Here is a 22,768-nt window from a genome sequence, read left to right on the forward strand (position 1 = left end):
CTGAGATTCAGGCGCCGACCGACACGATCTTCAGGATCGTGTGCTGCTGACGGTGGCCGTTGCGACGACGATAGTTGTGGCGACGACGCTTCTTGAAGACGATGACCTTGTCGGCCTTCGCCTGTGCGATGATTTCGGCGGCAACGGTGATGCCGTCGACGGCCTTCAGCTCCGAGCCTTCGCCCGCCAGCAGAACGTCACCCAGCGTCACCGACGCGCCGGCTTCGCCCTCGATCTTCTCGACGACGATCTTATCTCCGGCGGCGACGCGATACTGCTTGCCGCCCGTGCGCACGACTGCGAACATGGCTCTTATCACTTCCCAAATGCATGGCTCCCGCGCGGGAATGCCCGTCGGGAAAGAAGGGTCAGCTAGGCAAAGGTGGCCCGATTGTCAACCAAGGATTGCAGCTTTTGATGCCGGGTCAGGGGGTCCGCGCACCCCAAATCCCCGATGCCGCAGGCGACTCAGTGGCGATGTTCGCGCCGCAGCAGATAACGCCCATCGGCATAGCCGGTGAACAGGCCGGGAATCGCGGGATGCTCGATCGGTTCGTCGCTGTCGTCGTGCAACAGATTCTGCTGGCAGACATAGGCGACATAGCTCGATTCGGCGTTTTCCGCGAGCAGGTGATAGAAGGGCTGGTCCTTGGCGGGCCGGATCTGCTCGGGAATGGCGTCATACCATTCGTCGCTATTGGCGAAGACGGGGTCGACGTCGAAGATGACGCCGCGAATGTCGAACATGCGGTGGCGCACGACATCCCCGATCGCGAAGCGCGCGGTCGCGATCATCGGCGCGTCCACATCCAGGCGCGAGGTCAGGGGCATCATGTCGGTGGCGTCCATATCGCCCGATTTAATGTCTTTATCGCGCCGCACAAGTTTAGGCGCTTGCAATGCGCAAAAAGCTGATCTAACAGCGCGCCTCCAATCGATCAGCCCCGAAGGCCAACCGGCCTTTTTCGGATCGTCCTCGCGGAGAGGTGGCAGAGTGGTCGAATGCACCGCACTCGAAATGCGGCGTGCCGGCAACGGTACCGAGGGTTCGAATCCCTCCCTCTCCGCCATATCTCGCTGATTTCAAGCAAGGCGTTGAAACCCGGGCCCCCCCCGCTCACATCGAGGGCCATTCCTGATCCGGTTCTCATCGACCGATCGTGAACGCTCTCGCGAACTGGCCAATGATGCCCTCGCCAGCGCGGCAGAGGCTGACGGCCATCGAACCGCCGAAATTTCGTTAAGCGCGACGCGGCCGCTCGCCCGGAAGGGCTTTGGCGTTGCAAGGTGCAGCCAAGCCGGTGCAATGCTTTCCGATCAAATAGTTAGCGGGGGCGTCGATGGTGAGGGTGATAGGCTGGGCGCTGAGTGCGGCGGTCCTGACGATGGGGGTTCCTGCCCTTGCCGAAGACGAACCGCGCTTCTGCCCCACCAGGCCGAACCTCGGCGGATCGAGCTGCACGACCGAGCCGGGGCGCATCCATGTCGAGGTGTCGGCGCTGGACTGGCAGCGCGACGACCAAGCGGACCAGCGCGAGGATCGTATCGTCACGGCGGACATCCTGGCCCGTCTTGGCATCGGGAAGAATAGCGAGGTGCAGCTCGACTGGGTCGGCTATGGCCGGAATCGGACGCGCGACAAGGCGGCGGGCACGGTGGATACCGTGACGGGCACCGGCGATGTGACCTTCGCGATCCGCCAGCATCTGGCGGGGGACAAGCAAAAGCCCTTCTCGGCGGGCGTGCAGGCGTTCGTGACCGCCGCGACGGGGCGTTATCCGGTCGGTGCGGGCGCCTGGTCGACGGGTATCATCGTCCCCGTCCAATATGAGCTGACCAGGAAGGTCGCGATCGCCGTGACGGCCGAGGCCGATGCCGCGGCGAACCAGTCCGGCACGGGACGGCATTTGGCCTATAGCGAGATTGCGGGCCTGCGCTACAAGTTCACCGAGCGGGTCACCGCGACCGCCGAACTGTCGCTGGAGCGCGACGACGAACCCGATGGGCACGAGACGCTGGCGCTGGCCGCCCTGTCGGCCGCGTGGCGCCCGACCAAGGTCGTGCAACTCGACATTCTGGCATCGGCCGGCCTGAACCATGCCGCGCCGGGCTTGCGCCTCGTAACCGGCGGCGCGATCCTCTTTTGAGCGGCGCGGGCCGAGGCCGTGGCCCGTGTTGCGCCGATGTCAGGGATGCGCGCCGTCGATCAGGCACGCAATGAGCTTGTCACTGGCGGGCTTTACATTCTCCTGATGGAGCGCCCTGGCGCAGACGGAGCCCAGCGAAATGACCATGAAGGCCTGGGCCAGCGTGTGATGCTCGCTCTTGACCGAGTCGCTGCCCATCAGGCCCGCAAAGGCGCGGCTGATATTCTCCGACGCGCTCTCGCGCACGTCGAGGAAGATGGCCCTGATTCGATCGTTCCGCGCCGCTTCCGCCGCGATCTCGAGGAACAGCCGGTCTCCGGGTTCGTCCTTGCGGCACGGCGTCCCCACCAGCCACGCGATGATCCCGTCGCGGTCCTTCGTCGCCAGCGCCCTGTTCAGCGTCTTCTGGTCGGCGAACCGTTCGCAGTCGGCCGCCACGATGGCCGCGATGATGTCCTCCTTCGACGGAAAGTCGCGGTACAGCTGTTGAACCGCGACGCCCGATTCCTTGGCGATGGCCGCGATTCCCGTGGCGTGAAAGCCATTTTCGACGAACAGGCGACGCGCCACCTCCTTGATATTGTGCCGGCGCAATTCGGCACGGGTGGGAGGTGGGCACTGGGTATTCAACACGTTGGGACCTCTCTTAGGATGTTGACGCACTCGAGCGGCGGGTCTAACGACACCGTTTGTGAGTGATCGCTCTCATACAATTTAGCAAGCGGGAAATGATATGTCTTCCAATCGGCTGATGGGTCGTGTGTTGGCATCCGGAGCCTTGCTCGCACTGGCCGCTTGCGGTGCCGGTAGCAAGCAACAGCAGCAGCAGGCTGCCCAGGGACCGGCGCCGGTCGGTTATGTGGTGGCGAGCGAGCAGCCTGTCACCCTGACGACCGAATTGCCCGGTCGAACCACCGCATTCGAAACCTCGGATGTCCGCCCCCAGGTCAACGGCCTGATCACCCAGAGGCTGTTCGTCGAGGGCGACATGGTCCGTCAGGGCCAGCCGCTCTACCGTATCGACCCGGCGCCCTATCAGGCCCAGGTGGCCAGCGCGCGCGCCGCGCTGACCCGTGCACGCGCAGGGATCGCGTCCAGCGCCGCGCTGGCCCGCCGCTATGGCGAGCTGGTCAAGATCAACGCGATCGCGCGCCAGGAGTTCGAGAACGCCCAGACGAGCGCGGCGCAGGCGCAGGCCGATGTCGCCGCGCAACAGGCCGCGCTGCGCACCGCAGAGATCGACCTGGCCCGCACCACCATCCGGGCGCCGATCACCGGGCGGATCGGCCGTTCGGTGTTCACCACCGGCGCGCTGGTGTCGGCGTCGCAGGCCAATGCGCTGGCCACCATCCAGCGGCTCGACCCGATCTATGTCGATATCCAGGAGCCCAGCGCCGAACTGCTGAAGCTGCGGCAGCAGATCATGAGCGGCCAGCTGACCCGCGACGGCAATGCCCGCGTCAAGCTGACGCTGGAGGACGGCAGCGAATATGGCCCGCAGGGCACGCTGCGCTTCGCCGACGTTACCGTCGACCCGACGACGGGCTCGCAGGTGATCCGCGCGCTGTTCCCCAACCCCAACGGCCTGTTGCTGCCCGGCATGTTCGTGCGCGCGTCGCTGGTCGAGGGAACGCGGTCGAACGCCTTCCTGGTGCCGCAACGCGCCGTCAGCCGCGACGAAAAGGGGCAGGCGACGGTGATGGTGATCGGCGCGGGTAACAAGGTCGAGGTGCGGACGCTCCAGACCGGCCGCTCGATCGGCGACAACTGGCTGGTCAACAGCGGGCTGAAGGCCGGGGACAAGATCATCGTCGAAGGCGGCATGCTGCTGCGGCCGGGCATGCCCGTCCAGGGCAAGCCATGGAACCCCAATGCCAAGCCTGCCGGCGCGCCGTCGCCAGCGGGCCAGGCACAGGCACAGGCGAAGTAAACGGCCATGGCACGCTATTTCATCGATCGCCCGATCTTCGCCTATGTGCTGGCGGTGATGGTCGTCATCGCCGGCTTCCTGTCGCTGCGCACGCTGCCCATCTCCCAGTTCCCGGCGATCGCGCCGCCCGCGGTGTCGATCACGGCCAATTATCCGGGCGCCGACGCCCAGACGCTGGAGAACACGACCACCCAGATCATCGAGCAGCAGATGAAGGGGATCGATCACCTTCGCTACTTCTCGTCCTCCTCGTCCTCGGCGGGCAGCGTGACGATCACGCTGACCTTCGAGCAGGGGACCGATCCCGACATCGCGCAGGTGCAGGTCCAGAACAAGCTGCAGGCGGCCACCCCGCTTCTGCCGCAGGAGGTCCAGCGCCAGGGCATCATCGTCGCCAAGGCGACGCAGAACTTCCTGCTGTTCGTCAGCCTCTATTCGGAAAACGGCAAGCACAACGCGGACGACCTGTCCGATATCGTCGCCTCGCGGATCGCCGATCCGCTGTCGCGCGTCACGGGTGTCGGCGATACGATGATCCTGGGATCGCAATATGCGATGCGCATCTGGGTCGATCCGATCAAGCTGAACAATTATGCGCTGACCATGGCGGACGTGACCAATGCGGTCACGGCGCAGAACGCGCAGGTCTCGGCGGGCCAGATCGGCGCGCAGCCCGCACCCAAGGAACAGATGCTCAACGCGACCGTGTCGGTCTCGTCGCGGCTGACCACCCCTGAGCAGTTCGCGAAGATCCGCCTGAAGAGCAACACCGACGGTTCGATCGTCCGGCTGGGCGACGTCGCGCGTGTCGAGATCGGCGCGGAAAACTACGCCTTCTCGTCGCAGTGGAACGGCAAGCCCGCGTCGGGCATTGGCATCAAGCTGGCGCCCGGCGCCAATGCGCTTGACACCGTCGCGGCGGTCAAGGAGCGGGTGAACGAACTGGCCAAGCAGTTCCCGCCCGACGTCAAGGTCATCTACCCCTATGACACGTCGCCCTTCGTGCGGCTGTCGATCGAGCAGGTGATCGAGACGCTGGTCGAGGCGGTCGTGCTCGTCTTCCTCGTGATGTTCCTCTTCCTCCAGAATTTCCGCGCCACGCTGATCCCGACGATCGCGGTGCCGGTGGTGCTGATGGGCACGTTCGGGGTGCTGGCGGCGTTCGGTTATTCGATCAACACGCTGACCCTGTTCGGCATGGTGCTGGCCATCGGCCTGCTGGTCGACGACGCGATCGTCGTCGTCGAGAATGTCGAGCGGCTGATCACCACCGAGCATCTGTCGCCCAAGGAGGCGGCGCGCAAATCGATGGACGAGATCACCGGCGCGCTGATCGGCATCGCGGCGGTGCTGTCCGCCGTGTTCCTGCCGATGGCGTTCTTCGGCGGATCGACGGGGGTCATCTATCGCCAGTTCTCGATCACGATCGTGTCGGCGATGGCGCTGTCGGTCGCGGTCGCGCTGATCCTGACGCCCGCGCTCTGCGCCACGATCCTGAAGCCGCATGACCCGAACAAGGGGCAGGGGAACGGCCCGCTGGCGCGGTTCTTCCGCTGGTTCAACGACCGGTTCGACCGTGGTCGCGATCGCTATGAAAAGGGCGCACGCTCGACCGCGCGGCGCTGGGGACGTTCGCTGATCGCCTATGCGCTGATCGTCGCGGGCATGGCTTTCCTGTTCATGCGGTTGCCGAGCGGCTTCCTTCCCGACGAGGATCAGGGCGTGATGATCGCGTTGGTCCAGGGGCCTCCGGGGGCGACCAGCGCGCGGACCCAGAAGGGGCTCGACCTTGTTCGCGACCATTTCCTGAGCGATGCGGGCAGCGCCATTCGCGGTGTCTACACGATCAACGGGTTCAGCTTTGCGGGACAGGGTCAGAATAGCGGCATCGCCTTCATCCCGATGAAGGAATGGAAGGACCGCCCCGGCGCCGAGAACAAGGCGCAGGCGATCATTGGCCGTGCGATGGGGGCCTTCTCGCGTTACAGCGACGGCCTGATCTTCGCGGTCATCCCGCCCGCTGTCCAGGAACTGGGCAACGCCACCGGCTTCGACATGCAGTTGGTGGACGAAGGCGGCATCGGGCACGAAAGGCTGCTGGCGGCGCGCAACCAGCTGCTGGGCATGGCGTCGCAGAACAAGCTGCTGGTCGGCGTGCGCCCCAACGCGCTCGACGATGCGCCGCAGCTCAAGGTCAATGTCGACCAGGACAAGGCGGGCGCGCTGGGTCTCGACCTGTCGACCGTCAACAACACGATTGCCACGGCCTGGGGTGGTGCCTATGTGAACGACTTCATCGACCGGGGCCGCGTGAAGCGCGTCTATATCCAGGCCGATTCCGCCTATCGCATGGCGCCCGAGGATATCGGCGACCTCTATGTGCGCGGGGCCACGGGTACGATGGCGCCGTTCACCGCCTTCTCCACCGTCGCATGGCATCAGGGGCCGATGCAGCTCACCCGCTATAACGGCCAGCCTTCGATGGAAATCCTGGGCCAGGCCGCGCCGGGCGTGTCGTCGGGCGCCGCGATCAAGGCGATGGAGGAGATGCAGGCCAAGCTGCCGCCGGGCACCCGGCTCGACTGGACGGGCCTCAGCTATGAGGAGCAATTGTCCGGCGGCCAGGCGCCTGCGCTCTACGGGCTGTCGCTGCTGATCGTCTTCCTGTGCCTTGCGGCGCTCTATGAAAGCTGGTCGGTGCCGATCTCGGTCATGCTGGTCGTGCCGCTGGGCGTGGTCGGTGCGCTGCTGGCCGCGCTGATCACCGGCCTGAACAACGACATCTATCTGCAGGTCGGCCTGATCACCACGATCGGCGTGTCGGCGAAGAACGCGATCCTGATCGTCGAGTTCGCCGAGGAGAAGATGCGGGAGGGGCTGAATGCGTTCGACGCGGCGATCGAAGCCGCCAAGCTGCGCCTGCGTCCGATCCTGATGACCAGCCTGGCCTTCATCTTCGGCGTGTTCCCGCTGGCGATCGCCGACGGCGCGGGCGCGGGCGGCCAGAACGCGATCGGTCGCGCGGTGGTCGGCGGCATGCTGTCGGCGACGGTCCTGGCGATCTTCTTCGTGCCGATGTTCTTCGTCGTCGTCATGCGGCTGTTCGATCGCAAGAAGGGCGAAATGCCGCCGGGCGATGCGCAGCCGCACGAAGGCGGCAGGCCCCATGATGGCGAGCAGAACCCGCCGACCGTGCCGCAGGGAGTTTGAATCGTGATCCATTCCAAGTTCGTGCTGGCCCTGCTGGCGGCCACGACGCTGGCCGGGTGCAATCTCGCTCCCAAATATGTCCGCCCCGTGGGAGCCGTCCCGGCGACGCTTCCCCAGGACGGCATCTATCCGGCGGCGGCATCCGACGCGCCCGACGTCACCCGGATCGGGTGGCGGGACTTCTTCACCGACGACCGGCTGCGCCAAACCATCGCGCTGGGGCTGGAGAATAATCGCGACCTGCGGATCGCGGCCGCCAACGTGCTGCAAGCCAGGGCGCAATATCGCATCCAGCGTGCCGATCTGGTGCCGTCGACGACCCTGTCCGCCTCGGGGACCTATACCAACAACATCCAGGGCGCCTCGGGCGCGCTGGGCGGGGCGGCCGGTGGTGGAACCGGCACGGGCACAGGGTCGGGCACGGGTACCGGAACCGGCGCGGGTTCCGGCGGCACCGGACTGGGTGCCGGGGTGGGGACATCCTCGTCCAACCTCGAATTCTATTCGGTCAATGCCGGTTTCTCCGCCTTCGAACTCGATCTGTTCGGTCGTGTCCGCAACCTGAACCGGGCGGCGCTGGAGCAGTATTTCGCGACCGAGGAAGCCCAGCGTTCGACACGCATCAGCCTGATCGCCGAGATCGCGACGGCCTGGCTGACCTATGCCTCGGATCAGGATCAGCTGCGCATCTCGCAGGAGTCGCTGAAATCCTTCGAGCAGTCGCTGGAACTGACGCGGGCGCAATTCCGTATCGGCGTCGCCTCGGAGCTGGAGGCGCGGCAGGCCGAGACGACCTATCAGGGCGCGCGCAATGATATCGCGGTGCTCAAGACGCGGGTGGCGCAGGACAAGAACGCGCTCGACCTGCTGGTCGGCGCGCCCGTGGCCGGCGAGCTGCTGCCGCAGGGGCTGGGCGATGCGAACGCGGCGTTGCAGGTGCTGCCCACCGGCCTGTCGTCGGACATATTGCTCCGCCGTCCCGACGTGTTGCAGGCCGAGCACCAGCTGATCGCGCAAAACGCCAATATCGGCGCGGCACGCGCGGCGATGTTCCCCCGCATCTCGCTGACCGCGACGCTGGGCACGATCAGCACCGCGCTCAGCGGTCTCTTCGCGGGGGGCAGCTTCACCTATACCGGCGCGCCGTCGGTATCGCTGCCGCTGTTCGACGGGGGACGGCTCCGCGGCAATCTGGATGTCGCGCGGGCGCAGCAGCAGGCCGCCGTCTCGACCTATGAGAAAACCGTCCAGACCGCGTTCCGCGAGGTGGCGGATGCCCTGGCGCAGCGCGGCACCATCGACGAACAGATCGCGGCGCAGACCGCCCGCGTGGAGGCGGCCAATGTCGCGCTGAAGATTTCGGACGCGCGTTATCGGACGGGGGTCGAATCCTTCCTGACGACGCTCGATTCCCAGCGTACCGCCTATTCGGCGCAGCAGCTGCTCGTCACCACGCGCCTCAACCGGGCGAGCAACATGGTGGAACTGTATCGCTCGCTGGGCGGCGGGCTGAACTAAGGCCGATCGCCGTTCGGCACGGCTTCTTCCCTCTCCCCTGGAAAGGGGAGAGGGTTAGCGAAGCTTGCCAGCCTGCTGGCTAGCGCAGCTTGGGTGAGGGGTGGAGCGAGCCCAAAGGCTCGCGCGCTCGCGGAGCGAGCGCCACCCCTCACCCAGCTCCGACTAAGCCTTTGCTCTCGCAAAGGCCAAGTCTGCGCAACCCTCTCCCCTCTGCGAGGGGCGAGGGAAGGGCGGTGCCTTCATTCCTATCCCGCAAGGGGAGGAGTTGGGGCGCGGGGCGATGCTGCCACAATCGCCTGCGCCCGCTCCTGCACCCTTTGCCAGATCGCCCGCTCCTCGACCGCGTCGGCAAGGGCGCGGTGGGCGGGTGTGGTGTCCTTGGTCGTGTTGGCCCATGCGACGAGGCGCGTGACCTGTGCCTCGAGTGTATCGGGGGGCACGCTGTCGCGCAGGATCCGGATCGCCGCATCGCGCAGGGCGATGTCGGTGTCCTGCAGGCGCAGCGTGTGGCGAGGGAACCCCGCCGCGCGGAGCAGCGCGCTCAGCCATTTGCCGTCCCAGGACGGTGCGCTGGCGAACAGCGCATGGCCGGACAGCTGCTCGACCATCTGCCGCGCGACGAAATCATGCGCCGCGCCGTCGCGGACCAGCGTCTCGCGTGACAGGCCGTGGATGCGCTCGGCGGCGGCGTCCCAGTCGGTCCAGCCCAGCGCGGGTGCGATCAGATGGCTTTGCGAGCGGCGGTCCTCGAATACCCAGGCCACTTCGATCGGGTGGCTCTTGTCCGAGAGCGAGGAGGCCTCGAAATCCAGGAAGACGTTCATCGCTGCGGCGCCCCCTCGGCATACCATTCGGCATAGCCGGTGTTGCGGATCAGGTGGCGGTTGAGGTCGGGCGTCCCATCGTCCCACCATACCGGCCCGCGCTCGCCCAGCGCGACCTTGGCGGCCTGGACCCGCGCCCGTGCGTGGCGGAGCCCGGCTTCGTCCTCCTGCGCAATCGCAGCCCGTATCGCGCGCCGGGCGTGCATCAGCGCGTCGACCAGCGTCTGCCGCTCGTCGGGGGCCAGAGCGGGGTTGGCCTTTCGCCACAACCGGCCTCGTACGACGATGTAGCGGCCGTCCGGCGTGGTCACGACGTCGCGCCCTCGGCCTCCGTCGCCGCTGGAGGCGTCGGCGACACGACGCGCCGGGCCGGTCTGGTGCTGGTCACGCTCGCTGCCTCGACTAAAAGGGACAGGATACAGACGAACACCGGCAAGGGTCGTTCCGGACGGTCCGGGGCGATGATGCTTGCGGGCGGCGGTGAAAGGATTAGGCTGGTCGCATGGCCGCTTTCGACGACAGCTCCGATGCCGATCTCGGCGCAGCGTGCAACCGCCTGGCGGCCTGGGTGGAGGGCTTGCCCGCAGGCGTGCTGATCGATCCGGCGTCCGAGCTGACCGAAGACGATCTGGCGCTCATCCTGCGGCGTCTCTACGCCATGCGGCATATCGGGTCGGACCCGTCGCCGATGGAGCATGGTCCGGCCGCCACCGCGCGGGTTTCGGTGCCGGTGACGGCGAAAAGCTGACGGCGCGGCCCGGGGCGGCGGCTCCCCGGCGATTTTCCTGATCGGCGGACGGCTCCGATGGCGTGTGGGGGCGTTCTGTGACGGGGCCGACGGGATCATGTCGGCCGTGTCCATGGAGCCGTCATGTCCGATCACCCCCCATCCTCGCCTGCGCCGCATGCCGTCCCGCCCGTCGAGAAGGCGGGGGAGGATGGATCGCCCGTCAGTCCGGACCGGACTTCACCGGACGAGAAACCGTTGCCGGACCGCACGGACGACGAGGCCGCCGCGCTCGGCGACTTCGCCTGACCGTCGCTGTCCGGCGCAAGCGCCCTCTGCTTTACAATCGGGAGTCCCCAACATGGATGATGAACGCCTCTGGAGCTTCGAGGAAAGCCTGTGGACCCAGGGCCCGGACAATTACCGGGAAAAGGTCGATGCCGAGGTCGTGATGGTGCTGCCCCGGCCGCCCTTCGTGCTGGCTGGCGAGGCGGCGGTGTCGGCGGTGGCGGACACGCCCGTCTGGGACAGCGCCGAGTTGACCGCGCGGCAGGTCTCGCGCCCGCAGGAGGGGTTGATCGTCATCGGCTATCACGTCGCGGCCAGCCGAGGCGACGAAGCCTATGAGGCCTATTGCACCTCGGTCATCCGGCGGCTCGAACATGAGGTCTGGCGCGTCGTCCAGCACCAGCAGACCCCGAAACTGACAAAGCCGCTGGCCGACGCGTAACGGCGATACCGGCCCGTCCGATCGCGGGTTCGCTCCTGCGATCGGACGGGCCCGGCCGTCATTTCCGGATAGGTGGCCGGTCCGGATCGGCCGCAAGCCATCGTCGCGCCAGACCGATTGCGGCGTCGCTCGCCCGCTCGGCGATCAGGCCGATGGCGATCCCGGCGACGACATCCCCGGCATAATGCGTGCCGCGCGGCACCTGCACGATGGCCACCGACAAGGCCGCGCCCCGCGCGCCGACCGCATGGTCGGGATAGGCCCGCGCCAGCGCCTCACCGACCGCCACTGCGCCTGCGCTGTGACCGGAGGGAAAGGAATTGTCCTCGTGACGGTCGCTGTCGCCGGGGCGCAGCCGAGGGTCGTCGCCGTCCTTCGGCCGCCTCCGGTCGATCACGGCCTTGATCCCGCTCTTGCCCCAGGTGGCGATGGTGTGGGCGGCCAGCATCCGCAGCCCGGTCTCGGCGAGGTGCCGGTCGCGCCGGGCGAGACCCAGCAGGACCGTCGCGGCGCAGATCGTCCGCATCTGCGGCTGATCCCCGATCTCGCTGACTGTGCCGATCACCCGTATGGGCCGCGAATCGCGCTGGCCGTTGACCTTCGTCGTGATCCGGCGGTCGGCCTGTTCGACCGCCGTGACTTCGTGTTTCGCGCCCATGGTCGATCCAACACATGGATCAGTCCTTTGGCTCCGCATGTCCGTCGATCAGGCCGATGGGCGAGCAAGGCCGGTAATGGTCAGAAGGCGATCTGCGCCCGGCCGATCAGGGTTCGTCCGTGATCCGAGGCCCCGGCATTCTGCGCCGGATTGGCGACCGTCCAGTCGATCGCGTTCAGCTGGAGCCGGACGAAATTGTTGAGATACCAGTTGACCCCCAGCGTCAGCGCGGTGCCGCGCCCGCCGGTGGGGTTGTCGCTGTAATCCAGTTCCTCATAGCGGGTGGCCAGCTCGATCGCGCCGCGCCCGCCCGAGGTGAAGGGGCGCAGCACCCTGGGGCGGCTCCACACGCCGCCGCGCGTCAGATAGGGCGGGGTCTCGCCGGTCAGGAACCAGCCCGCCTGCACCGCCCAGGCCGACTGGTCGGTCGCGGCGCCCGTGCGGCTTTCGATCCGCCGCCGGCCATATTCGCCATAAGCCCAGAGCGACTTGTGGAACGTCCCCAGTTCCAGGCCATAGCCGGTGCCCGACCGCGCGCCGGTGAAGGTGCCCGGCGCGATCCGCAGATTGTCGTTGAAGAAGCCGCCGACCGCGATGCTGCGCGTCGGGCGGCTGGCATCGGCGGCGATGCGCTCGCGAAAGCCCCAGGCGCCCAGATGGACCAGCCAGTCGGCGGTCTTGACCGGGTTCCAGTGCGCCCGCGCGCCGATGGTCAGGCCGTCGCTCTCGGTCCCCGGATTGTTGATGTCGTCGCCCGACAGCTGGACCCCGACATGCCAGCCATCGCCGTAAACGCGGGCCGCCGCGCCCAGCCCGAAGAAGCCGCGCACCGGGATGATCCCCTGGCCGACGAAGTTGCGCTCCAGAAAGGGGACGGAGATGGTGCCGCTCGACCCGTCCAGCCCGCGATCGTTCAGGCGGTTGCCCAGTGCGAACTCGGTCTGCTGCCCCAGGAAGCGCGTCGTCCAGGCGAGATAGGCGGATTTGATCGCCACGTCATTGTCGGCGAAATCCCCCTCCAACAGATAGGACAAATGGCGGCCGATCGATCCCTCGAAACCGACGCGCAGCGACCGGGCGGTGGTCCCGGTGACGTTGCGCGCGGGCAGGTTGCTGCCGCCGGTGGTGGCCGCGTCCACCAGGATACGGCCGCGTGGGCGGAACGAGAATTTGCCGTCGGCGCTGGTGAATTCGGGCGTCCCCTTCGACCAGTCGACCTGGACGCCCTGTTTCTGCGCCTGTTCGATCCGCGCCAGCCGCGCGTCGAGCGAGGGGGGATGCGCGTCGGAGGGGAGCGATTGGCCCAGCGGCGCGGGCTGGCGGATCTGGGGCCGGGCCGGCGATGGCGAGGCGAGCTGCGGCGGTGCGGCCGGATGGGCGTCGGAGGGCAGGGGCTGACCCAGAGGCGCGGGACCCGGTGCTGGGTTGGCTGCGGTGGCCATAGCCCTGGACTCCTGGGCCTCGATCGCGGCCAGCCGGGCCTCCAGCCGCGCGATCTGCGCCTGTTGCTGTTCGAGCAGGCGGGTCAGGCGGGCGACATTGTCGGTGGCTTGCGCCGGGGCGTCGGGGGCTTGCGCGGGGGCGGTCTGCGCGGCGACGGGCACGGGCGCGCACAGGCCCATGGCGAGCATGGCGGCTCGGTGCATGACGGACATCCTCTCGGGGTGGGCGAGAGGCTCCGTGGCCGCCGCCTCGATGATCGCAAACGGGGGCCGCCGCGCCGCCGGGGGGGCGTGCGGCGGCCGAAGGGGTCAGGGAGTGGTGCGGCGGCTCAGGCGCGATCCGATCAGTAGGGCGAGGAGCGAGAGCAGCGCGGCGGCGGCGCACCACGCGCCGGGGATCGCCTTGTCGCCGGTCGCGCCGATCAGCGCGGTGCTGATCGCGGGGGTGAAGCCGCCGAAGATCGCGGTGGCCAGGCTATAGGCCAGGCTGAAGCCGACGGTGCGGACATGCGCCGGGATCGCCTCGGTCAGATAGACGATGAACGCGCCGTTATAGGTGGCATAGATGGCCGCGAGCAGCAGCTCGACCGTCAGCAGCCGCCCGAAGCTGGGCGCGGCGACCAGCCAGCCCATCAGCGGATAGGCGAGCAGCGCGCCGAGCAGCGTCGCGGTGATCAGCAAGGGCTTGCGCCCGATCCGGTCGGACAGCGCGCCCATGACGGGGAGCAGGACGAAGTTGGTCACGCCGACGCAGGCCGTGACGAACAGCGCGGCCCCCGGCGTCAGCGACAGCACCTTGTTGCCGAAGGTCGGGGTATAGGCGGTGATCATGTAGAAGAAGACGGTCGTCATCACCGCCATCAGCGCACCCTGCAGCACCACGCCCCAATTGCCGCCGATGGTCCGCATGATCTGCGACAGCGGCGGATGTTCCTTGCGCTTCAGGAAGACCTCGGTCTCCTCCATGTGGCGGCGGATGACGAACAGGAAGGGGATCATCACGCAGCCGATGATGAACGGAATGCGCCAGCCCCAGGCCTGCATCGTGACGGGATCGAGGCTGGTCGACACGATCAGGCCGATCAGCGCGGCGAAGACCACCGCCGCCTGCTGGCTGGCCGACTGCCACGAACAGAAGAAGCCCTTGCGGTTCGGCGGCGCGATCTCGTTGAGATAGACCGACACGCCGCCGACCTCGACGCCCGCCGACAGGCCCTGGACCAGTCGGCCGATCAGGATGATGACCGGGGCGGCCACGCCGATCTGCGCATAGGTGGGGGTGATGGCGATGGCGAGCGTGCCGAGCGCCATCAGGCCCAGCGTCAGGAGCAGGCCCTGGCGACGCCCATGCCGGTCGATATAGGCGCCCAGCACCAGCGCGCCGACCGGCCGCATCAGAAAGCCCGCGCCGAAGGTCATCAGCGTCAGCATCAGCGAGGCGAAATCGCTGCCCGTGGGGAAGAACGCCTTGGAGATATAGGTGGCGTAATAGCCGAACACCATGAAGTCGAACATCTCCAGGAAGTTGCCGCTGGCAACGATGAAGATCGACTTGAACGCCGAACGGCGACGCTCGGGCGATATCGGCTCGGCCGCAGCGGGGGCGGCGGGGAAGGGGAGGGATGCGTGGGTGGAGGCGGAGGTCATGGCTTGGCCTTTTGCGACGCGGGTTCCAATCCGCTTTCGCGGATGATCGGATAGGCTTTGGGGGAGGCGAGATAGGCGATCAGCGCGCGCGCCTCCGCCTGATGCGGCGAATAGGCGACGACCCCGGCGGAGAAGGGCGTCACCTTTTGCAGCGATTCGGGGATCAGGCCGACGATGCGGATGCCCTTGACCGGCTTCAATTCGCTCAGTTGCTGAAAGCCGATCTCGGCCTGGCCCTCGGCGACGATCCGGCCGACCGGGATGGCGGGGATCATCCGGCCCTTCGCCCGGACCTGATCGGCGACGCCCAGCCGGTCGAGCAGCGTCGACTGGATATAGACGCCCGAGGCGCTGTCCGACCAGGCGACCGATCTGGCGTGGACCAGGGTCGCGCGCAGCGCGTCGGGGGTGGCGATGTCGGGGGCGGGGGCGCCCGCCTTCACCGCCATCGCGATCCGGGACAGGCCCAGATCGGTGACGGTCCCGCTGGTCACGGTCCCGGCCTGCGCCAGCGTGTCGAGGCCGCTGCGCGCGAGGATCACGACATCGGCATCCTCGTGCCGCGCCAGCCGGTTGGGGATCGCCTGGGGCGTGTCGCCCATCGAGGGGCCGTGCTCAGTGACGATATGGACGCCGGTATCGCGTTCATATTTCGCCGCCAGCGCCCGGAAGGCGGCGGTGAAGCCTCCCGAGGTCACGACATGGAGTTCGCGGACCGTCGCGGTTTTGGTTTCGCGCGCGGCGGCGGGCTGGCCCAGCGTGCCCAGACCCAGCAGCAGCGCGAGGCCCAGCGCGCCGCGCCGGGGCATCACGGTTCCTAACCTTGCAAATGGCGCTTTCATCATACCTCTCTCGGTCGGGCCCGCTCGGTTGCGGGTTCTTGTTGCGCGGCAGAGGCTTGAGCCATCATGCCTTACCCGGCACTAGGCATCAGGAGCGGTGCTTCGATCAAATGCAATGATCGGTCCGCTTGATGCGTTTTGCGCATATATCGGGAGTGGGTCGACCTTGCGCGCCTTGCGGCACCTCTATGTCCAGATGCTGATCGGCATATTTGCGGGGACCGCGATCGGCGTCCTGGCCCCGGCGTTCGGTCGCGATCTGGGGCCGCTGGGCATCGCCTTCGTCAAGGCGATGCGGATGATGGTGCCGCCGGTGCTGTTCTGCACCATCGTCGAGGGGATCGTGCGGCACGGCGCCGCGCGCGACACGGGCGCGACGGTGCTGCGCAGCCTGATCGTCTTTCTGGGCATCACGGTCGCCGCGCTCGCCATCGGGCTGGGCGTCGCGGCGCTGATGCAGCCGGGACGCGGCCTGCCGCTGCCGCCTTATGGCGAGGCGATGGCCGAGGTGGAGCGCCAGCTGGCCGGGCACCATATCACGGGGGCGGGGGATTTCCTGGTCCGCATCGTGCCCGACACGCTGTTTTCCGCCTTTACCGCGGGGGACGTCCTGCCGGTGCTGTTCGTCGCCGGGCTGGTCGGTTTCGGCTTGCTGCGCATCGGCGAGGCGGGCGCGCCGATCGTCCGCGCGGTCGAGGCGCTGACCCGGCTGCAATTCGCGATCTTCGGCTTTCTGATCCGCGCCGCGCCGGTGGGGGCGTTCGGCGCGATCGCGTACACGGTCGGGACGTACGGCGTCGGCTTCATCGGCTCGCTGGGACTGCTGGTCGCGACGCTGGCGCTGGCCTGCGCCCTGTTGATCGCCGGGCTGGCGGTGATGGTATGGCTGACCACCGGCCTGGGCGGCGGCGCGTTGCTGCGGGTGTTCCGCGACGAGATCCTGATCGTCCTCGGCACCTCCTCGACCGAGGTGGTGTTGCCGCGCCTGATCCAGAAGCTGGAGTCGCTGGGCTGCCCGCGCAGCGTGGCGGGCCTGACCGTGCCGCTGGGCTATTCGCTCAACCTGGCGGGGACGGCGGTCTATCTGGTCGTCGCCACGCTGTTCCTGGGCGAGGCGCTGGGGATCGCGCTGACCCCGGCGCGGGTGGCGGTCTATCTGGGCGTCATGCTGGTCACGTCGAAAGCGGCGGCGGGGGTGACGGGCAGCGGCTTTTCGGCCCTGCTCCTCACTTTGTCGCTGCTGCCCGATATTCCGGTCGGGGCGGCGGCCATGCTGATCGCGGTCGACCGCTTCCTGTCCGAACTCCGCGCGCTGACCAGCGCCACCGCCAATGTCTCGGCGTCGCTACTCGTCGCGCGCTGGGGCGGGGCGCGGCTGGGCCTGCCGATTGGCCCAGGCGTCGGTGAGCAGCCCCATCAGCCGACCGGCGGCGGGTGACAGGGTGGCGGAGCCGCGCCGCAGCACGCCGATGGTGCGCGTCACCGTCGCCCCGCGCAACGGCCGCCACAACAGGTCGCGCGCATCCGGCCCCTCGCACGCCAGGCGGGGCAGGACCGAGGGACCCAGCCCCGCCTGCACCAGCGCCAGCGCCGAGGTGAGCCGCGTCACCTCATAGAACCAGCGCAGCTCGATCCCCGCGCGGGCCAGTCCGGCGTCGAGTGCGGTGCGGTTGCCGCTGCCCGGATGCACGGTGACCAGCCGCAGCCCGGCCAGGTCGCTCCACGCCGGATCGACCAGATCGGCCAGCGGATCGTCGGCGCGACAGACCAGCCCATAAGGATCGTCGGTCAGCGGCTCATAGGTCAGATCGCTGTCCGCCGAGACGGGCAGGGTGATGGCGAACTCCGCCTCGCCGGTCCGCACCGCCTCGGCGCATTCGGTGGCGGTCAGGTCGAGCACGCGCACCCGCACATTGCGATAGTCGCGGCCCAGCGCCTCCAGCACGTCGGGCAGGAACCGCACCGTCGCACTGGGTATGCTGGCGACGGTCAGCCGCCCCGCCTGCCGCTCGCCCAGCGCCATCATGCCGAGCATCGATTCGTCCAGCTCGCCCAGAAGCCGACGGAGCAGCGGCACGATCTCCTGCCCCGCCGGGGTCAGGCGGACCGTCCGCGTGGTCCGCTCCAGCAAGGGGGTGCCGATGGTCGCCTCCAGCTTCTGGACCCGGCGGCTGATCGCGGGTTGCGACAGGTTCAGCTGGCGGGCGGCGTGCAGGAAGCTCCTGCCGTCCGCGATCGCCACGAACACCCTTATGTCCAGAAGCTCGAAATTCAGAGAGGCCATGGCCGACGATAGCAGGGGCGGCCGCGACTAGGCCAGTCGGCCCCCGCGCCCCTGCCGTACCTCTTCACGGGATCAGCCGCTCGCGGCGCAACTGGGCGAAGAGCGCGAAGAAGGCGTCGTCGGTCGGCTGATAATCGGTGAAGCCCAGCCGTCGGCTCTTGCTCATATCCGTCACCACCTCGATCGGGCGGCCGAGATCGGCGTCGCTATGCCAGGGCGAGGCGAGCCGGGCGATGTCCGCCTCGACCAGCTTCTCGCGTTCGGCGATGTCGCGCCATGTCGGTGCGGAGTCGGCCATCTGCTGCTCCAGCGGTCGGACGGTGCCGTCGAACGGGGCGGCCTCGACCCCGAACCAGTCGGCGATGCGGCCCCACATCCATTGCCAGCGAAAGACGTCGCCGTTCACCACGTTGAACGCCTGATCGTGCGCCGCCTCGGTCTCGGTCGCCCAGAGCAGGTGACGCGCCAGCTGCCCCGCATCGGTCATGTCGGTCAGCCCCGACCATTGCGCCGCCGATCCGGGAAAGACCATCGGCCGCCCAGTCTCGCGGCACAGCGTCGCATAGACGGCCAGTGTCGTGCCCATGTTCATCGCATTGCCGACCGCGCGCCCGATCACGGTGTGCGGCCGATGGACGCTCCAGGTGAAGCCGTCGCGCGCGGCCGCGGCGAAGACCTCGTCCTCCTGGGCATAATAGAAATTCTCGACGTCGAGCCGACCCTGCTCCTCGCGGAACGGGGTCTGGGGCAATGTGCCCTTCCCATAGGCCTCGAACGGGCCGAGATAATGTTTCAGCCCGGTGACCAGCGCGATGTGGCGCGGGCCGGTCGGGCTGGGGAGGCCGGACAGAAGGTTGCGGACCATCGCCGCATTGACCCGGATATTCTCCGCCTCGCTGTCCTGGCGCAGCCATGTCGTGATGAACACCGCATCGGGGTTCACGTCGCACAGCGCGGCGGCGGTCGCCTCCGCATCCTGCAGGTCGGCCGCGACCGGCGCCACGCCCGGTTGCGCCACGGGACGCCGCGCCAGGCCATGGACCGTCCAGCCCCGTTCCACGAGCAGCGTCGCGGTCGCACCGCCGACGATCCCGCTTGCGCCCACTACCAATGCCGTCTTCGTCATCCACGCCTCCTTGTCGCTGCCCCAGCTAGGCATGGCCTTGCGCGGCTTCCAGACGGCACCATCTGGACCCCCAGGCACGGAAAGGTAACCATATGCAGCCCGGAACCCCCGACGAGGAATGGCGTGAGGACTGCGCGCCCCGCCGCGTGCTGGAGCTGTTCGCCACCAAATGGACCAGCATGGTGCTCCACACGCTGCACGCGCGTCATGGCGGCGTCGCTCGCACCGGGGTGCTCCAGCGCAGCCTGCCGGGCATCTCGAAGAAGATGCTGACCCAGACGGTGCGCGACATGGAGGGGAGCGGCCTGATCAGCCGCCATGTGCGCAGCGCCATGCCGCCCGAGGTCGAATATCGCCTGACCGATCTCGGCCGACGCTTCGTCGAGCCGGTTGAACTCCTCTACGGCTGGGGGCGCGCCAATGCCGATGCGCTGGACCAGCTGGCGCCGCGCCCGCATTCCCGCCGCGCCTAGGGCGGATCGACGTTCAGCGATGCCTTTCCTTCCTTCTTCCCCTGTCCAGGCGACAGGGGAGAAGGAGCAATGCCGAATGTCGATCGCCCGAGCGCGTGGCGTGGATCACCAGTCCTGCGCCATGCCGGGTATGCGCTCGACCAGGAAGTCGATCCAGGCGCGGACGCGCGCGGACAGGCGGCGGCGGCTGTGCGTCACCGAATGGACCGCGCCCAGCGCCATGTAATCGGCATCGAGCGTCACCTCGACCAGTTCGCCCCGGCGGATCGCGTCGGCGGCGATGAAGCGGGGGCCATAGACCAGTCCCTGCCCCGCGATCGCCGCGCGGACCAGCGCCTCGCCGTTATTGGCGTGCAGCGATCCCCGGACCGGCACCAGGCGGCTGCCGTCGCGGCCAAAGCCCCACATCGTCGCGCCCGGCTGGGACATCAGCGTATAGCCCAGGCAATCATGGTCGCGCAGATCGTCTAGTGAGCGCGGCAGGCCCCGTTCGGCCAGATAGGCGGGGGCGGCGCAGATGGCGAGGCGGACGGGAGCCAGGCGGCGCGCGACCAGCGCGCTGTCGCTCAGCCGACCGATGCGGATCGCCATGTCCCATCGCTCCTCCAGCAGGTCGACATAGCGGTCGTCCAGCCCCAGCTCGATCGTAACGCCGGGATGGCGACGATGGAATTCGGCGGCCAGCCCGGCTACATGCATCACGCCGAAGGTCGCGGGCGCGCTGACGCGGAGCAGCCCCTCGACCGCGCGCGACTGGGCCGAGGCATCGGCATCGGCTTCGGCGATCTCGGCCAGCACCCGCTCGGCGCGGTCGAGATAGGCCGCCCCCGCATCGGTCAGCGCCAGCCGCCGCGTCGAACGCTGGACCAGCAGGGTGCCGAGCCGCGCCTCCAGCGCGTCGAGATGCCGTGCCGCCATGGTCGGCGACATGCCCATCGCCCGCCCGGCGGCGGACAGTCCGCCCAGCCGGATCGCGCGGACGAACACCTCCATGCCGGTCAGTCGATCCGCCATTTGATACTCCTGGTTGAAGGTCATTCTATCAGAACGTCGATTATCACGGATGCGGGGCCATTCCATATCGGTCGGCGAAAGGATGTCCCATGCGCCAACCCAGCCTCTTCATTCCTCATGGCGGCGGTCCCTGCTTCTTCATGGACGATCCGCGCGGCATCTGGACCGGGATGGGCGCGTTCCTGCGGGCATTGCCGGGCACGCTGGCGGAGCGGCCGCGCGCGGTGCTGGTCGTGTCGGGGCATTGGGAGACGGACGGCTTCGCCTTTACCGGCGCCGAGCGGCCCACACTGATCTATGACTATTATGGCTTCCCGGCGCACACTTATGCGCTGCGCTACGACGCGCCGGGTGCTCCGGCGGTGGCGGCACGGGCTGCCACGCTGCTGCGCGAGGCGGGGCTGGTTGCCTCGGTCGATCCGAGCCGTGGCCTCGATCACGGCGTCTTCGTACCGATGAAGGTGGCATGGCCCGAGGCGGAGATTCCGGTCGTCGTGATGTCAGTCGATCGCGGGCTTGACCCCGAACGGCATGTCGCGGCGGGCCGCGCGCTGGCGGCCTTGCGCGACGAGGGCGTGCTGCTCCTGGCGTCGGGCATGAGCTTCCACAATCTGCGCCTGTTCGGCAGCCCGCGCGCCGCCGAGCCGAGCGCGGCCTTCGACGCCTGGCTGACCCATGCGGCGACGCAAACCGGCGCGGCGCGGGCCGAGGCGCTGATCCGCTGGGAAACCGTCCCGGCCGCGCGGCTGGCCCATCCCCAGGCCGAGCATCTCCTGCCGCTGATGGTCGCCGCCGGGGCGGCCGAGGGCGCGGGCGAGCGCATCTATTCGGAGACCGTCGCGGGTGCGGCCATTTCCGCCTTCCGATTCCATTGATCACGCACAAGGAGCGAATGTCATGACCATTGCCGTTACCGGCGCCACCGGCCAACTCGGCCGCCTCGTCATCCGGCACCTGAAGGCCAACGGCACCGCCGAGCCGATCGTCGCGCTCGCCCGCTCACCGGACAAGGCCGCCGATCTGGGCGTGGAGGCGAGGGCCTTCGACTATGCGCAGGCCGACCGGCTCGCCCCGGCGCTCGCGGGTGTCGACACGCTGCTGCTGATCTCGTCGAGCGAGGTCGGTCAGCGGGTGGCGCAGCATCGCGCCGTGATCGCGGCGGCGGTCCAGGCCGGGGTGGGGCGGATCGTCTATACCAGCCTTCTCCACGCCGACCGCTCGCCGCTCGACCTGGCGGCCGAGCATCTGGCGACCGAGGCCGCGCTGGCCGAGGCGGGCATCCCCGCCACGATCCTGCGCAACGGCTGGTATAGCGAGAATTATACCGGCTCGCTTCCCGGCGCGCTGGCGGCCGGGGCGCTGATCGGCAGCGCGGGCGACGCGAAGATCTCCTCCGCCGCGCGTGCCGATTATGCCGAGGCGGCGGCCATCGTGCTGACCGATGCGGCGCAGGCGGGCCGGACTTATGAACTGGCGGGCGACACCGCCTGGACCTTGCCGGACCTGGCGGCGGAACTCTCGCACCAGACCCGCCGGGACATCGCGTACCGGGACATGCCCGCCGCCGATTATGCCGCCGCGCTGACCGGTTTCGGGCTGCCCGAAGGACTGGCGCACGCGATCGCGGGATGGGATGTCGCCGCCTCGCAAGGCGCGCTGTTCGATGACGGGCGGCAGCTGTCGCGCCTGATCGGCCGCCCGACCACCCCGCTGGCCGAGACGGTGAAAGCCGCCATCGCCTGACCCTTCCTGCCGGGGCGCCGTGCACAGGCGCTCCGGCCCATTACGAAAGATTGCGCCATGTCCGTCTGGGCTACCCGCATCCTCAGCCTCCTGCGCATCGTCGCCGCGCTGCTCTTCATGGAGCATGGGGTGATGAAGCTGTTCCATTTCCCGATCCCCCAGCCCGGCGTGCCCGATCCGCTGCCGACCCTGCTCGTCGTCGCGGCGGTGCTGGAGATCGGGCTCGGTATCCTGCTGACCCTCGGCCTGTTCACCCGGATCGCGGCCTTCATCGCCTCGGGCGAGATGGCGGTCGCCTATTTCACCGCGCACCTTCCCTCCAGCATCTGGCCCGGCGTCAATGGCGGCAGCGAGGCGATCCTCTATTGCTTCGTCTTCTTCTACCTGGCCTTTGTCGGCGGCGGCGCGTGGAGCATCGATGCCCGCCGCCGCCAGCCGTCATAGCAGGGGACG

General features: G+C 68.3%; 24 protein-coding genes and 1 tRNA gene. 13 read left to right on the top strand and 12 right to left on the bottom strand.

The window, feature by feature from the left end:
• Window positions 1-7 precede the first annotated feature (7 nt).
• Window positions 8-307 carry a 50S ribosomal protein L21 gene (rplU, locus tag ABIC44_RS16095; protein ID WP_007405484.1) on the bottom strand — a complete coding sequence of 100 codons (300 nt, stop codon included), beginning with the start codon at window positions 305-307 and terminating at the stop codon, window positions 8-10.
• A gap of 161 nt (window positions 308-468) precedes the next feature.
• Window positions 469-834: a heat shock protein HspQ gene (gene hspQ, locus ABIC44_RS16100; protein WP_502959858.1), complete on the bottom strand. Its 366-nt coding sequence runs from the start codon at window positions 832-834 to the stop codon at window positions 469-471.
• Window positions 835-980: 146 nt separating this feature from the next.
• Here hspQ and ABIC44_RS16105 point away from each other — a divergent pair.
• Window positions 981-1,070 (top strand) — tRNA-Ser (locus tag ABIC44_RS16105).
• 270 nt (window positions 1,071-1,340) lie between these two features.
• Window positions 1,341-2,147 (top strand): transporter, encoded by an 807-nt coding sequence (locus ABIC44_RS16110; RefSeq protein ID WP_354296537.1) that lies wholly within the window; start codon window positions 1,341-1,343, stop codon window positions 2,145-2,147.
• A gap of 39 nt (window positions 2,148-2,186) precedes the next feature.
• Here the strand turns inward: ABIC44_RS16110 and ABIC44_RS16115 are convergent, their stop codons facing one another.
• Window positions 2,187-2,780 carry a TetR/AcrR family transcriptional regulator gene (locus ABIC44_RS16115; RefSeq protein WP_354296538.1) on the bottom strand — a complete coding sequence of 198 codons (594 nt, stop codon included), beginning with the start codon at window positions 2,778-2,780 and terminating at the stop codon, window positions 2,187-2,189.
• Between the two features lie 100 nt (window positions 2,781-2,880).
• On the opposite strand from ABIC44_RS16115, the gene ABIC44_RS16120 reads away from it, so the two are divergent.
• From ABIC44_RS16120 to ABIC44_RS16130, 3 genes are read left to right on the top strand one after another with little or no spacing between them, the layout of a single operon-like run.
• The gene (locus ABIC44_RS16120) at window positions 2,881-4,077 is read left to right on the top strand and encodes an efflux RND transporter periplasmic adaptor subunit (protein WP_307103829.1); all 1,197 of its coding nucleotides are present in this window, start codon (window positions 2,881-2,883) and stop codon (window positions 4,075-4,077) included.
• A 6-nt stretch (window positions 4,078-4,083) separates the two neighbouring features.
• Entirely contained in the window at window positions 4,084-7,287 is a 3,204-nt protein-coding gene (locus ABIC44_RS16125; RefSeq protein ID WP_354296539.1) for an efflux RND transporter permease subunit, read from the top strand.
• A 3-nt stretch (window positions 7,288-7,290) separates the two neighbouring features.
• Window positions 7,291-8,805 carry an efflux transporter outer membrane subunit gene (locus tag ABIC44_RS16130; RefSeq protein WP_502959859.1) on the top strand — a complete coding sequence of 505 codons (1,515 nt, stop codon included), beginning with the start codon at window positions 7,291-7,293 and terminating at the stop codon, window positions 8,803-8,805.
• 245 nt (window positions 8,806-9,050) lie between these two features.
• On the opposite strand, the gene ABIC44_RS16135 is transcribed toward ABIC44_RS16130, so the two are convergent.
• Window positions 9,051-9,629: a 3'-5' exonuclease gene (locus ABIC44_RS16135; protein WP_354296540.1), complete on the bottom strand. Its 579-nt coding sequence runs from the start codon at window positions 9,627-9,629 to the stop codon at window positions 9,051-9,053.
• The gene (locus tag ABIC44_RS16140) at window positions 9,626-9,940 is read right to left on the bottom strand and encodes a hypothetical protein (RefSeq protein ID WP_354296541.1); all 315 of its coding nucleotides are present in this window, start codon (window positions 9,938-9,940) and stop codon (window positions 9,626-9,628) included. Before ABIC44_RS16140 ends, ABIC44_RS16135 begins: the two co-directional genes overlap by 4 nt.
• Before the next feature lie 191 nt (window positions 9,941-10,131).
• Here ABIC44_RS16140 and ABIC44_RS16145 point away from each other — a divergent pair, with 191 nt between their 5' ends.
• The 3 genes from ABIC44_RS16145 (at window position 10,132) to ABIC44_RS16155 (ending at window position 11,086) form a co-directional block, all read left to right on the top strand.
• Entirely contained in the window at window positions 10,132-10,377 is a 246-nt protein-coding gene (locus ABIC44_RS16145) for a hypothetical protein (protein ID WP_354296542.1), read from the top strand.
• A 123-nt stretch (window positions 10,378-10,500) separates the two neighbouring features.
• On the top strand, window positions 10,501-10,665 hold the full coding sequence (locus ABIC44_RS16150; protein ID WP_354296543.1) for a hypothetical protein: 165 nt from the start codon (window positions 10,501-10,503) through the stop codon (window positions 10,663-10,665).
• A 52-nt stretch (window positions 10,666-10,717) separates the two neighbouring features.
• Entirely contained in the window at window positions 10,718-11,086 is a 369-nt protein-coding gene (locus ABIC44_RS16155; RefSeq protein WP_354296544.1) for a DUF4440 domain-containing protein, read from the top strand.
• A gap of 58 nt (window positions 11,087-11,144) precedes the next feature.
• Here the strand turns inward: ABIC44_RS16155 and ABIC44_RS16160 are convergent, their stop codons facing one another.
• The 4 genes from ABIC44_RS16160 to ABIC44_RS16175 form a co-directional block, all read right to left on the bottom strand.
• Complete coding sequence (locus tag ABIC44_RS16160) at window positions 11,145-11,744, bottom strand: phosphatase PAP2 family protein (protein WP_354296545.1); 600 nt, start codon at window positions 11,742-11,744, stop codon at window positions 11,145-11,147.
• Window positions 11,745-11,824: 80 nt separating this feature from the next.
• Window positions 11,825-13,390: an OprO/OprP family phosphate-selective porin gene (locus tag ABIC44_RS16165; RefSeq protein WP_354296546.1), complete on the bottom strand. Its 1,566-nt coding sequence runs from the start codon at window positions 13,388-13,390 to the stop codon at window positions 11,825-11,827.
• Window positions 13,391-13,495: 105 nt separating this feature from the next.
• The gene (locus ABIC44_RS16170; protein WP_354296547.1) at window positions 13,496-14,833 is read right to left on the bottom strand and encodes an MFS transporter; all 1,338 of its coding nucleotides are present in this window, start codon (window positions 14,831-14,833) and stop codon (window positions 13,496-13,498) included.
• Window positions 14,830-15,642: a substrate-binding domain-containing protein gene (locus tag ABIC44_RS16175; RefSeq protein ID WP_354296548.1), complete on the bottom strand. Its 813-nt coding sequence runs from the start codon at window positions 15,640-15,642 to the stop codon at window positions 14,830-14,832. Before ABIC44_RS16175 ends, ABIC44_RS16170 begins: the two co-directional genes overlap by 4 nt.
• A 199-nt stretch (window positions 15,643-15,841) precedes the next feature.
• Between ABIC44_RS16175 and ABIC44_RS16180 the strand changes: the two genes are divergently transcribed.
• Window positions 15,842-17,113 (top strand): cation:dicarboxylate symporter family transporter, encoded by a 1,272-nt coding sequence (locus ABIC44_RS16180; RefSeq protein WP_354296549.1) that lies wholly within the window; start codon window positions 15,842-15,844, stop codon window positions 17,111-17,113.
• Here ABIC44_RS16180 and ABIC44_RS16185 read toward each other — a convergent pair.
• Both ABIC44_RS16185 and ABIC44_RS16190 read right to left on the bottom strand, forming a co-directional pair.
• Entirely contained in the window at window positions 17,021-17,959 is a 939-nt protein-coding gene (locus ABIC44_RS16185; RefSeq protein WP_354296550.1) for a LysR family transcriptional regulator, read from the bottom strand. The two genes, ABIC44_RS16180 and ABIC44_RS16185, sit on opposite strands and share 93 nt — an antisense overlap.
• A gap of 64 nt (window positions 17,960-18,023) precedes the next feature.
• The gene (locus ABIC44_RS16190; protein ID WP_354296551.1) at window positions 18,024-19,085 is read right to left on the bottom strand and encodes an SDR family oxidoreductase; all 1,062 of its coding nucleotides are present in this window, start codon (window positions 19,083-19,085) and stop codon (window positions 18,024-18,026) included.
• A gap of 92 nt (window positions 19,086-19,177) precedes the next feature.
• Between ABIC44_RS16190 and ABIC44_RS16195 the strand changes: the two genes are divergently transcribed.
• A complete protein-coding gene (locus ABIC44_RS16195; protein WP_354296552.1) occupies window positions 19,178-19,558 on the top strand; it encodes a winged helix-turn-helix transcriptional regulator in 381 nt (126 codons plus the stop codon).
• Between the two features lie 105 nt (window positions 19,559-19,663).
• Here ABIC44_RS16195 and ABIC44_RS16200 read toward each other — a convergent pair whose 3' ends face one another.
• Window positions 19,664-20,572, bottom strand: a complete 909-nt coding sequence (locus ABIC44_RS16200) for a LysR family transcriptional regulator (protein ID WP_354296553.1) — start codon at window positions 20,570-20,572, stop codon at window positions 19,664-19,666.
• Between the two features lie 89 nt (window positions 20,573-20,661).
• Here ABIC44_RS16200 and ABIC44_RS16205 point away from each other — a divergent pair, with 89 nt between their 5' ends.
• From ABIC44_RS16205 to ABIC44_RS16215, 3 genes are read left to right on the top strand one after another with little or no spacing between them, the layout of a single operon-like run.
• A complete protein-coding gene (locus tag ABIC44_RS16205; RefSeq protein ID WP_354296554.1) occupies window positions 20,662-21,447 on the top strand; it encodes a DODA-type extradiol aromatic ring-opening family dioxygenase in 786 nt (261 codons plus the stop codon).
• A 22-nt stretch (window positions 21,448-21,469) separates the two neighbouring features.
• Entirely contained in the window at window positions 21,470-22,315 is an 846-nt protein-coding gene (locus tag ABIC44_RS16210; protein WP_354296555.1) for an SDR family oxidoreductase, read from the top strand.
• 57 nt (window positions 22,316-22,372) lie between these two features.
• Window positions 22,373-22,759, top strand: coding sequence for a DoxX family protein (locus ABIC44_RS16215; RefSeq protein ID WP_354296556.1), 387 nt, complete (start codon window positions 22,373-22,375; stop codon window positions 22,757-22,759).
• Window positions 22,760-22,768: the final 9 nt, after the last annotated feature.

Origin of the sequence: Sphingomonas sp. 1185, from assembly GCF_040544655.1 — a bacterium.
In the GTDB taxonomy this organism is placed as follows: domain Bacteria; phylum Pseudomonadota; class Alphaproteobacteria; order Sphingomonadales; family Sphingomonadaceae; genus Sphingomonas.

Bases quoted from the DNA above. Each gene is read 5' to 3' on its own strand.
- rplU (WP_007405484.1), bottom strand. From the start codon at position 307: ATGTTCGCAGTCGTGCGCACGGGCGGCAAGCAGTATCGCGTCGCCGCC.
- hspQ (WP_502959858.1), bottom strand. From the start codon at position 834: ATGATGCCCCTGACCTCGCGCCTGGATGTGGACGCGCCGATGATCGCG.
- ABIC44_RS16110 (WP_354296537.1), top strand. From the start codon at position 1,341: ATGGTGAGGGTGATAGGCTGGGCGCTGAGTGCGGCGGTCCTGACGATG.
- ABIC44_RS16120 (WP_307103829.1), top strand. From the start codon at position 2,881: ATGTCTTCCAATCGGCTGATGGGTCGTGTGTTGGCATCCGGAGCCTTG.
- ABIC44_RS16125 (WP_354296539.1), top strand. From the start codon at position 4,084: ATGGCACGCTATTTCATCGATCGCCCGATCTTCGCCTATGTGCTGGCG.
- ABIC44_RS16135 (WP_354296540.1), bottom strand. From the start codon at position 9,629: ATGAACGTCTTCCTGGATTTCGAGGCCTCCTCGCTCTCGGACAAGAGC.
- ABIC44_RS16145 (WP_354296542.1), top strand. From the start codon at position 10,132: ATGGCCGCTTTCGACGACAGCTCCGATGCCGATCTCGGCGCAGCGTGC.
- ABIC44_RS16150 (WP_354296543.1), top strand. From the start codon at position 10,501: ATGTCCGATCACCCCCCATCCTCGCCTGCGCCGCATGCCGTCCCGCCC.
- ABIC44_RS16155 (WP_354296544.1), top strand. From the start codon at position 10,718: ATGGATGATGAACGCCTCTGGAGCTTCGAGGAAAGCCTGTGGACCCAG.
- ABIC44_RS16160 (WP_354296545.1), bottom strand. From the start codon at position 11,744: ATGGGCGCGAAACACGAAGTCACGGCGGTCGAACAGGCCGACCGCCGG.
- ABIC44_RS16165 (WP_354296546.1), bottom strand. From the start codon at position 13,390: ATGCACCGAGCCGCCATGCTCGCCATGGGCCTGTGCGCGCCCGTGCCC.
- ABIC44_RS16170 (WP_354296547.1), bottom strand. From the start codon at position 14,833: ATGACCTCCGCCTCCACCCACGCATCCCTCCCCTTCCCCGCCGCCCCC.
- ABIC44_RS16175 (WP_354296548.1), bottom strand. From the start codon at position 15,642: ATGCCCCGGCGCGGCGCGCTGGGCCTCGCGCTGCTGCTGGGTCTGGGC.
- ABIC44_RS16185 (WP_354296550.1), bottom strand. From the start codon at position 17,959: ATGGCCTCTCTGAATTTCGAGCTTCTGGACATAAGGGTGTTCGTGGCG.
- ABIC44_RS16190 (WP_354296551.1), bottom strand. From the start codon at position 19,085: ATGACGAAGACGGCATTGGTAGTGGGCGCAAGCGGGATCGTCGGCGGT.
- ABIC44_RS16195 (WP_354296552.1), top strand. From the start codon at position 19,178: ATGCAGCCCGGAACCCCCGACGAGGAATGGCGTGAGGACTGCGCGCCC.
- ABIC44_RS16200 (WP_354296553.1), bottom strand. From the start codon at position 20,572: ATGGCGGATCGACTGACCGGCATGGAGGTGTTCGTCCGCGCGATCCGG.
- ABIC44_RS16205 (WP_354296554.1), top strand. From the start codon at position 20,662: ATGCGCCAACCCAGCCTCTTCATTCCTCATGGCGGCGGTCCCTGCTTC.
- ABIC44_RS16210 (WP_354296555.1), top strand. From the start codon at position 21,470: ATGACCATTGCCGTTACCGGCGCCACCGGCCAACTCGGCCGCCTCGTC.
- ABIC44_RS16215 (WP_354296556.1), top strand. From the start codon at position 22,373: ATGTCCGTCTGGGCTACCCGCATCCTCAGCCTCCTGCGCATCGTCGCC.